Source organism: Streptococcus mitis SK597, from assembly GCF_000148545.1.
Lineage (GTDB): Bacteria > Bacillota > Bacilli > Lactobacillales > Streptococcaceae > Streptococcus > Streptococcus mitis_C.
The window spans coordinates 1-10,135 of the sequence record NZ_AEDV01000059.1 but is presented as its reverse complement, the minus strand read 5'-3'; the positions used below and the strand labels follow the sequence as shown (position 1 = coordinate 10,135).

Genomic DNA, 10,135 nt, shown 5'->3' with positions numbered 1-10,135 from the left:
AGTATTAGGACCTAGTTGAGCTAGGAACCGACAGTATCTTATATAGAATAGGAGAAGGAGATGAGTTCAGGTAAAATTGCTCAGGTTATCGGACCCGTTGTAGACGTTTTGTTTGCAGCAGGGGAAAAACTTCCTGAGATTAACAATGCACTTGTCGTCTACAAAAATGACGAAAGAAAAACAAAAATCGTCCTTGAAGTAGCCTTGGAGTTGGGAGATGGTATGGTCCGTACTATCGCCATGGAATCAACAGATGGGTTGACTCGTGGAATGGAAGTATTGGACACAGGTCGTCCAATCTCTGTACCAGTAGGTAAAGAAACTTTGGGACGTGTCTTCAATGTTTTGGGAGATACCATTGACTTGGAAGCTCCTTTTACAGAAGACGCAGAGCGTCAGCCAATTCATAAAAAAGCTCCAACTTTTGATGAGTTGTCTACCTCTTCTGAAATCCTTGAAACAGGGATTAAGGTTATCGACCTTCTTGCCCCTTACCTTAAAGGTGGTAAAGTTGGACTTTTCGGTGGTGCCGGAGTTGGTAAAACCGTCTTAATCCAAGAATTGATTCACAACATTGCCCAAGAACACGGTGGTATTTCAGTATTTACTGGTGTTGGGGAACGTACTCGTGAGGGGAACGACCTTTACTGGGAAATGAAAGAATCAGGTGTTATCGAGAAAACAGCCATGGTATTTGGTCAGATGAATGAGCCACCAGGAGCACGTATGCGTGTTGCCCTTACTGGTTTGACAATCGCTGAATACTTCCGTGATGTAGAAGGCCAAGATGTGCTTCTCTTTATCGATAATATCTTCCGTTTCACTCAGGCTGGTTCAGAAGTATCTGCCCTTTTGGGTCGTATGCCATCAGCCGTTGGTTACCAACCAACCCTTGCTACGGAAATGGGTCAATTGCAAGAACGTATTACATCAACCAAGAAGGGTTCTGTAACCTCTATCCAGGCTATCTATGTGCCAGCGGATGACTATACTGACCCTGCGCCAGCAACAGCCTTCGCTCACTTAGACTCAACAACTAACTTGGAACGTAAGTTGGTACAATTGGGTATTTACCCAGCCGTTGACCCACTTGCTTCAAGCTCACGTGCCTTGGCACCTGAAATCGTTGGAGAAGAGCACTATGCAGTTGCTGCTGAAGTAAAACGTGTCCTTCAACGTTACCATGAATTGCAAGATATCATTGCTATCCTTGGTATGGATGAGCTTTCTGATGAAGAAAAGACCTTGGTGGCTCGTGCCCGTCGTATCCAGTTCTTCTTGTCACAAAACTTCAACGTTGCAGAACAATTTACTGGTCAGCCAGGTTCTTATGTTCCAGTTGCTGAAACTGTTCGTGGCTTTAAGGAAATCCTTGATGGTAAACATGACCACTTGCCAGAAGATGCCTTCCGTGGTGTAGGTTCTATCGAAGATGTGATTGCAAAAGCTGAAAAAATGGGATTTTAAGAGGTGATCTATGGCTCAGTTAACTGTCCAGATCGTGACACCAGATGGTCTCGTCTATGATCACCATGCCAGCTATGTATCGGTTCGAACTCTGGATGGTGAGATGGGGATCTTGCCACGACATGAAAATATGATTGCGGTTTTAGCAGTTGATGAAGTAAAGGTAAAACGTATTGACGATGAAGATCACGTGAACTGGATTGCAGTAAACGGAGGCGTTATTGAAATTGCCAATAATACAATCACAATCGTTGCGGATTCTGCAGAACGTGCTCGTGATATCGATATCAGTCGTGCAGAACGTGCCAAGCTTCGAGCAGAGCGTGAAATTGAAGAAGCACAAGACAAAAACTTGATTGATCAAGAACGTCGTGCGAAGATTGCACTGCAACGTGCCATTAACCGTATTAATGTCGGAAAAAGACTATAAGAAAAAAATGAACTTGAGTTACCAAGTTCATTTTTTATGTTTTCTTAAGGAGCAAAACTGATGCAGACCGCTTCTGGAACATGGAAGTCGTTGGAAAGCTCTGCTAGACGACCAGTTTCAGGATTGCGTTTAAAAACGGTTGCATTGTCAGAGTCTTGATGGACAGCAATGACAAATTCTTGGTCTGGTGTCAAATCAAAATCACGTGGAGTCTGACCATGTGTCGGAACGATTTCTAACAACTCTAAACTACCGTCCGCAAGGATTGTATATACTGCGATAGAATCATGGCCACGGTTAGAAGCGTAGAGGTATTTACCGTCTTTAGAGAGACGAATAGCAGCAGTACCATTAAAGCCTTCATAACCGTCTGGTAGAGTTGAAATGACTTGCATACGTTCAAATTCGCCAACACCATCGTAGATTAGAACTTCAATAGTGCTATTGAGTTCACAAATGAGATAAGCGATTTTATAGTGGTTATGGAAAACGATATGACGAGAACCAGCTCCAGGAATACTATTGTAGGTATAGAGCTTAGATAATTTCCCTTCTGGATCAAGATCATAAGTAATGACTTGGTCAGTTCCCAAATCACAGGTCACTAGATAGTGGTCAGGTGTTAAATCTGTAAAGTGAACGTGGGGAGAAGCTTGATTTTCATGTGGACCTTGTCCACTGTGTTGATCCACATCACTAAGTAGAAGACTACCATCTTCCTGACGTTTATAAACAAGGACCTGTCCTTTATGGTAGTTGGCTGCATAGACCAAATCACGCTTTTCATCAACGGCAACATAACAGTGGGGTGCTCCTTTTTCAACGACATGATTTAATAAAGTCCCGTCAGTTTGATAGGCTGCAATTCCTCCCTTATCGTCTTGACTACCAACAGTGTATAAATGTTGATGCTGGTCAAAGGCAAGGTAGGTCGGACTTGGTTCAGCTGCAAAAAGTTCTAGATTTGAAAGCTGACCAGTTTCTGTATCAAAGTCCGCCTTGTAAATCCCTTGAGAAGTACGACGTGTATAAGTTCCAAAGTAAACAGTTTCTTTCATAACTTTACCTCTAAAATAAAGATATGACTATTATATCACAAAAATGCTAGTATGAAAAAATCAAGCTTGGCAAGAGATTTTCCACATTCTTTTCATGATAATATTAAGAATGTTTTCATTGATTTCCTTTTGAAAAGTGCTATAATAATCCTATACAAATTGCAAAGGAGTTTGTTTATGAAAAAACGTGTTTTCTTAGCAGCAGGAGTTGCTGTACTCTCGGCAGCTGTTCTAGCAGCGTGTTCATCTAGTAATGGGAATAAGGAAGTAACTAAACCAGTTACTTATGCTTATGTGTTTACATCAGATCCTGTTACTTTGGATTATACAGTTTCTGGGAATGTCAGCACTAAACAGATTACAGGTAATGTTATTGACGGATTACTAGAAAATGATCAATATGGAAATTTAGTTCCATCGGTTGCAGAAGATTGGACTGTTTCCAAAGATGGTTTGACCTATACCTATAAAATCCGTCAGGGTGTCAAATGGTATACAAATGAGGGGGAAGAGTATGGTGAAGTCAAGGCTCAAGACTTTGTAACTGGTCTGAAACATGCAGCAGATAAGAAATCACAGGCTCTTTATCTCGTACAGGATTCTATCAAAGGATTGGATGACTATGTAAATGGGAAAACAACAGATTTCTCAACAGTAGGTGTGAAAGCAACAGATGATTATACTGTTGTTTACACTTTGAATCATCCAGAATCTTTTTGGAATTCTAAGACAACGATGGGAGTTCTTGCACCAGTAAGTGGAGATTTTTTGGCTTCTAAAGGAGATGATTTCGGTAAAGCAACCGATGTAACGAGCATTCTCTACAATGGGGCTTTCCTTCTTAAGGGGCTTACTTCGAAATCTTCTATCGAAATGACCAAAAACCAAAATTATTGGGATAAGCAGAATGTCTTTATTGATGATATCAAGTTATCCTTCTTTGATGGTCAAGATGCAGATTCCCTAGGACGAGGTTTTGATGAGGGACATTATCCAGCTGCTCCACTCTTTAAAAACTCTGCCAACTATGAACGTCTAAAAGAAAAGTACAAGGATAATATTGTATATGGTCAACAAAGAGGTGGCGTCTTCTATATGTCTACTAATATTGATCGTGTGTCATACAATCATACTGCTAAAACAAGTGATGCAGAAAAAACTTCTACTAAGAAAGCCTTGTTAAACAAAGATTTCCGTCAAGCCTTGGCTTTTGCGGTAGATCGTAAAGCAGGGATCTCTCAAGTATTTGGTGATGAAGTAGGACCTCGTAAGTTACGGACAAGTTTCACTCCTCCAACATTTGTTCAAGTAGGAGATCAAACATTTGGCCAAGTTACTAAGACAGAATTGGATAAATTGGATAATATCTGGAAAGATGTCAGTCTTGATGATGCCCAAGATTCACTTCATAATGTAGACAAGGCTAAGGCTAAGTTTGAAGCTGCTAAGAAAACTCTCCAAGCTGATGGAGTACAGTTCCCAATTCATTTAGATTTGCCAATTTCTTCATCAAATCCAGATTTTATTCGTCAGGTTCAGTCTTATAAACAATCCATTGAGGAAGCCTTAGGCTCTGACAATGTAGTTGTTGATATTCAACAAGTTTCTGATGACGAATTGGGAAGTATGACTACTCTAGCTACTTCCAATGCAAATACTGACTGGGATATTAATGCAGTCAGTGGTTGGACTCCAGACTTTGCAGATCCATCGACTTATCTAGATGTATTTGATCCAACTTCAGGTCCAAGTCTCCTAAGTGCTCTTGGTGTGGCACCAGGAACAGACAATCCAGTTATTAAAACAGTTGGATTGGATAAATACAAAGAACTGATTGATGATGCAAATAGTGAGAAAACAGACCTTCAAAAACGTTATTCCAAATATTCTAAGGCCCAAGCTTGGTTGTCAGATAGTGCACTTGTTATTCCAGTATACTCTGATGGTGCTCAAATGCTAGTGACGAAAATGGTTCCTGGCAGTGGTGCCGGTGGCTGGGTAGGTGACAAGACTAGTGAAAATAGCTACAAGTATCTGAAAATCCAAGATAAGATTGTCACTACTAAAGAAATGGATGAGTTCCGCAAGAAATTTGCTGATGAAAAAGCCAAATCAAACGCAGATTATCAGAAGAACTTAGACCGTCATATTCAAGACTAATCGAATCTCCTCTTTTGAGGAGATTTTTTATGTAGTAGTCTCCATGTAAGCACTTTAAAAAAGAGTTATTTTGGTCTAAAAATGGTATAATGAAAGGACGACAGAAAGGAATTATTTATGGAACAAAAAGAGAAACATTTTAGCCTGTCTTGGTTTTTCAAGTGGTTTTTGGATAACAAGGCAATTACGGTATTTTTGGTAACCTTATTGTTGGGACTGAATCTTTTTATTTTAAGTAAGATTAGTTTTCTATTTTCACCTGTTTTGGACTTTTTGGCAGTCGTGATGCTGCCAGTTATTCTATCTGGTTTACTATATTATTTATTAAATCCTATTGTTGATTGGATGGAGAAGCATAAGGTTAATCGTGTTATAGCTATCACTATTGTCTTTGTCATCATCGCTCTCTTTATCATTTGGGGCTTGGCAGTAGCTATTCCAAATCTGCAACGTCAGGTCTTAACATTTGCAAGAAATGTACCAATCTACCTAGAAGATGCTGACAGGGTTATTGACGATTTGGTAACCAAGCGTTTACCAGATGATTTCAGACCTCAGTTAGAGCAAGTTTTGACAAACTTCTCTAGTCAGGCTACAGTTTGGGCAAGTAAAGTTTCTTCTCAGGCAGTCAACTGGGTGAGCGCCTTTATTAGCGGAATTTCTCAAGTGATTGTTGCCTTGATTATCGTTCCTTTCATGCTCTTTTATCTCTTGCGTGACGGGAAAGGCTTGCGTCACTATTTGACCCAATTTATGCCGACAAAATTGAAGGAACCTGTTGGACAAGTTTTATCTGATGTGAATCAACAGTTGTCCAATTATGTTCGAGGGCAAGTAACAGTGGCTATTATTGTAGCAGTAATGTTTATCATCTTCTTCAAGATCATTGGTCTACGCTATGCAGTTACGTTGGGTGTTACTGCTGGTATTTTAAATCTGGTTCCTTATCTTGGTAGTTTCCTAGCCATGCTTCCTGCCCTAGTATTGGGTTTGATTGCTGGTCCAATCATGCTTTTGAAAGTAGTGATTGTCTTTATCGTAGAACAAACTATTGAAGGCCGTTTTGTGTCTCCACTGATTTTGGGAAGTCAATTAAACATCCATCCCATTAATGTTCTCTTTGTTTTGTTAACTTCAGGATCCATGTTTGGAATCTGGGGAGTTTTACTTGGTATTCCGGTTTATGCCTCTGCTAAGGTTGTCATTTCAGCCATTTTCGAATGGTATAAGGTAGTCAGTGGTCTATATGAATTAGAGGGCGAGGAAGTCAAGAGTGAACAATAGTCAACAGATGTTACAGGCTTTGGAGGAGCAAGATTTAGCCAAGGCAGAGCACTATTTCGCCGAAGCTTTAGAAAATGATCCAAGTGACCTTCTTTATGAATTAGCCACTTATCTAGAAGGGATTGGTTTTTATCCTCAGGCCAAGGAAATTTACCTGAAAATCGTAGAAGATTTTCCAGATGTTCATCTTAATCTAGCAGCTATTGCTAGCGAGGATGGTCAAATCGAAGAAGCCTTCGCTTACCTTGAGGAAATCCAAGCTGACAGTGACTGGTATGTCTCGGCTTTGCTTCTTAAGGCAGATCTTTACCAGATGGAAGGTTTGACAGATGTGGCGCGTGAGAAATTGCTGGAGGCTTTGAGTTATTCAGATGATCCTCTCTTGATATTGGGTTTGGCAGAGTTGGATAGTGAGTTGGAAAATTACCAAGAAGCTATTCAAGGCTATGCCCAGTTAGATAATCGCTCAATTTATGAGCAAACAGGCATTTCTACCTATCAACGAATTGGCTTTGCCTATGCTCAGTTAGGGAAATTTGAAACGGCTACAGAGTTTTTGGAAAAAGCCCTGGAGTTAGAATACGATGACCTAACAGCTTTTGAGCTGGCCAGCCTTTACTTTGATCAAGAAGAATACCAAAAAGCTGTCCTCTATTTTAAGCAGATCGATACCATTTCTCCTGACTTTGAAGGCTATGAGTATGGGTACAGTCAGGCCTTACATAAGGAACACCAAGTTCAAGAAGCCCTGCGTATCGCTAAGCAAGGATTAGAGAAAAATCCCTTTGAAACTCGTCTCTTGCTGGCTGCTTCACAATTTTCTTATGAATTGCATGATGCTAGTGGAGCAGAGAACTACCTACTTACTGCTAAAGAAGATGCTGAGGATACGGAAGAAATCTTACTCCGTCTAGCAACTATTTATCTTGAGCAGGAGCGTTATGAGGATATTCTAGACTTGCAAAGTGAGGAGCCAGAAAATCTCTTGACTAAGTGGATGATTGCTCGTTCCTATCAAGAAATGGACGATTTGGATACTGCCTATGGGCTTTACCAAGAGTTAGCAGGAGATTTAAAGGACAATCCAGAGTTTCTGGAACACTATATCTATCTCTTGCGTGAATTGGGCTACTTTGAGGAAGCAAAAGTCAATGCACAAGCTTACTTAAAACTGGTTCCAGATGATGTGCAAATGCAAGAATTGTTTGAGACATTGTAAGAATCCATTAGTTACAGAAAACTGCAAGTTATTACTAGAAGATAACTGCGGTTTTTTGTTTTAAAAAGGACAATTTTCAACTAATATATTCTCTTGAAAAAGTTTCAACTAGGATTATAATATAAAATTATGAGTGAAAGAGGAGGAAATAATGCTTGATACGATAGCTCTACCGATTGAAGTCCGACATATTATTCTCATTTTATTGTCTTGTTTTTCTGGTTTTATCATTGGCTATGAAAGAAAGTCTAAGCATAAGCAGGCTGGGAGAAAGACTAATATCTTGGTTGCCTTAACTACAACTTTAATGATGATTTTATCAAAAGAAGCTTTCTTGGATACGCCTAATTATGATACTTCTAGGGTTGCGGCCCAAATTGTCAGTGGAATTAGTTTCATTGGCGGTGGTATTATTTTCATGAGGGATAAAAAAATCAGTGGTATCACTACAGCAGCTGGTATTTGGGCGACTGCAGGTATTGGAATGGCGATTGGAGCAGATTTTGCTTTTCTAGACTTATTTTGTAGTCTAATTGTTGTCTCTGTTCAGAAAAGTAGCTCCAAATTTTTGAAAAGCGATACTCATTATTATATCAGAATGACTGGATTTGTAACCAATAAACCTTCAATAGATACCTTGAATATTCTCATTGAACAGAAGGGATTTTACAATCTAAATATTGACATGGATAGGAATGAAAGTGGTTATAATCTTACGATTAGAGCAGATCACGATAAATCCATTTCTTACAAAAATATGGCTGAGGTTTTATGGCAATGTGACGAGAATTTTTATATAAATCAGGTTAAGATTGTTTCATTGGAAGGATAGAGTTTTGTTTTCATAGCAAAACTCTTATTGGTGAATGGGGAAAGATACTTCTTATTCCCTATACTATGTATCAGGAGGAATTGAAAGCATCAGATTAGTGTAGATAACATAATGAACTGGGAATATCTTTAAAACAAAGATTAGTTTATAAGTTTTGGAACCGTTTTCTGTTGTAATCTTTCGGGAAAGTAGTTGCTAAAAGATATAAAAATTGATAGAATAAGGATTGTCTAAAAAATTTTAAGGAGAATCTATCAAATGGATTTCACATGGGCAATTAAATATGCCACTGAATTTTTGGGAACTGCTATTTTGATCATTCTTGGAAATGGTGCAGTTGCTAACGTTGAACTTAAAGGTACGAAAGGCTACCAAAGTGGCTGGATCGTTATCGCTGTTGGTTATGGTATGGGGGTTATGATCCCAGCATTAATGTTTGGTAACGTATCTGGAAACCACATCAATCCAGCCTTCACTCTTGGACTTGCAATCAGCGGTCTTTTCCCTTGGGCACAAGTTGCGCCTTATATCATTGCACAAGTTTTGGGTGCTATCTTTGGTCAAGCCTTGGTTGTGGCTACACACCGCCCATACTACTTGAAAACTGAAAATCCAAACAATATCTTGGGTACTTTCTCAACAATTTCAAGTTTGGATAATGGTACAAAAGAATCACGTTTTGCAGCAACTGTTAACGGTTTTGTAAACGAGTTTGTTGGTTCATTTGTTCTTTTCTTTGCAGCCCTTGGAATGACTAAAAACTTCTTTGGTTCTGAAGTGCTTCAATACATGAAACAAATGGCTAGTCAAGCAGGTCAAAATGTTGATTTTTCTGATTTAGCAATCAAAGCCCAAGTAGCACCACATACTGCTTCAGGACTTTCAGTAGCTCACTTGGCACTTGGATTCCTTGTTATGGCCTTGGTAACATCACTTGGTGGACCTACAGGACCTGCCTTGAACCCAGCCCGTGACTTGGGACCACGTCTCCTTCATGCTTTCCTTCCAAAATCAGTTCTTGGTGAGCACAAAGGCGATTCAAAATGGTGGTACTCTTGGGTACCAGTAGTAGCACCGATCGCAGCAGCAATTGCGGCAGTAGCTATCTTCAAATTCCTTTACTTATAAGAAATTGAGTTCTCAATCTATTGTAATGGATTGAAGAAAAATTAAAAACGCATAATATTCAGGTGTTGAAGCCTTGATATTATGCGTTTTGTTGTAGGAATATTTACTTCATTTTCTTCTGAAATTGAGTTTTTCCCAGCCTTTTTGTAGTTTATATGGTCGTCCTTAATCAGCTTTTGTGATAAGCTTTAATACTGTGACTATACCACTCTTGCATTTCCTTTGATGGTGGTGTCATATAATCCCCATACATCTGGGTTAAAAATTGATCATATTTTTTAGGGACGGGCAACATACGACCTTCAAACTCAGTTAAGATGAGTTCTTTAAAGGTATCAACTGGGAAGACTTCCTTTTTCCTAAATTTTGAAGGGATAAAGGCCATATACTGACCATTTTCGCGACTATATTTTTGAATTTCTTTCTCGATTTTATGTGCGAAATAACGAGGAGAAACAGGTCGAAGGAGCAACCAAAAGGCTGTTCGTATCCAATCTTTTAAAAGGCTATCCTTATAGACAATATTTTTATGTTTACTGAAAGATAGCAGTTTGAAG

At 39.3% G+C, this 10,135-nt stretch carries 9 protein-coding genes; 7 read left to right on the top strand and 2 right to left on the bottom strand.

All coding sequences use genetic code 11. The annotated features are described in order from the left end of the window. Positions 1–60: 60 nt before the first annotated feature. Together atpD and SMSK597_RS08885 are read left to right on the top strand one after the other, a co-directional pair. Positions 61–1,467, top strand: coding sequence for a F0F1 ATP synthase subunit beta (gene atpD, locus SMSK597_RS08890; RefSeq protein ID WP_000094357.1), 1,407 nt, complete (start codon positions 61–63; stop codon positions 1,465–1,467). 10 nt (positions 1,468–1,477) lie between these two features. Continuing rightward, positions 1,478–1,897 carry a F0F1 ATP synthase subunit epsilon gene (locus tag SMSK597_RS08885; RefSeq protein ID WP_000068043.1) on the top strand — a complete coding sequence of 140 codons (420 nt, stop codon included), beginning with the start codon at positions 1,478–1,480 and terminating at the stop codon, positions 1,895–1,897. A gap of 44 nt (positions 1,898–1,941) precedes the next feature. On the opposite strand, the gene SMSK597_RS08880 is transcribed toward SMSK597_RS08885, so the two are convergent. Continuing rightward, positions 1,942–2,955: a lactonase family protein gene (locus SMSK597_RS08880; protein ID WP_000665615.1), complete on the bottom strand. Its 1,014-nt coding sequence runs from the start codon at positions 2,953–2,955 to the stop codon at positions 1,942–1,944. 177 nt (positions 2,956–3,132) lie between these two features. On the opposite strand from SMSK597_RS08880, the gene SMSK597_RS08875 reads away from it, so the two are divergent. From SMSK597_RS08875 to gla, 5 genes are all read left to right on the top strand, one after another. Continuing rightward, positions 3,133–5,115 carry a peptide ABC transporter substrate-binding protein gene (locus SMSK597_RS08875; protein WP_000747538.1) on the top strand — a complete coding sequence of 661 codons (1,983 nt, stop codon included), beginning with the start codon at positions 3,133–3,135 and terminating at the stop codon, positions 5,113–5,115. Positions 5,116–5,232: 117 nt separating this feature from the next. Next, on the top strand, positions 5,233–6,399 hold the full coding sequence (locus SMSK597_RS08870) for an AI-2E family transporter (protein WP_000435450.1): 1,167 nt from the start codon (positions 5,233–5,235) through the stop codon (positions 6,397–6,399). Further along, the gene (locus tag SMSK597_RS08865; protein WP_001065936.1) at positions 6,389–7,618 is read left to right on the top strand and encodes a tetratricopeptide repeat protein; all 1,230 of its coding nucleotides are present in this window, start codon (positions 6,389–6,391) and stop codon (positions 7,616–7,618) included. Before SMSK597_RS08870 ends, SMSK597_RS08865 begins: the two co-directional genes overlap by 11 nt. A gap of 151 nt (positions 7,619–7,769) precedes the next feature. Beyond that, a complete protein-coding gene (locus SMSK597_RS08860) occupies positions 7,770–8,450 on the top strand; it encodes an MgtC/SapB family protein (protein WP_000887506.1) in 681 nt (226 codons plus the stop codon). Positions 8,451–8,708: 258 nt separating this feature from the next. Beyond that, complete coding sequence (gene gla / locus SMSK597_RS08855) at positions 8,709–9,578, top strand: aquaglyceroporin Gla (RefSeq protein ID WP_000348118.1); 870 nt, start codon at positions 8,709–8,711, stop codon at positions 9,576–9,578. Between the two features lie 169 nt (positions 9,579–9,747). Here the strand turns inward: gla and SMSK597_RS0102650 are convergent. Further along, positions 9,748–10,135 (bottom strand): LicD family protein (locus SMSK597_RS0102650; RefSeq protein ID WP_000396702.1); only part of this gene is annotated, 388 nt, incomplete at its 5' end.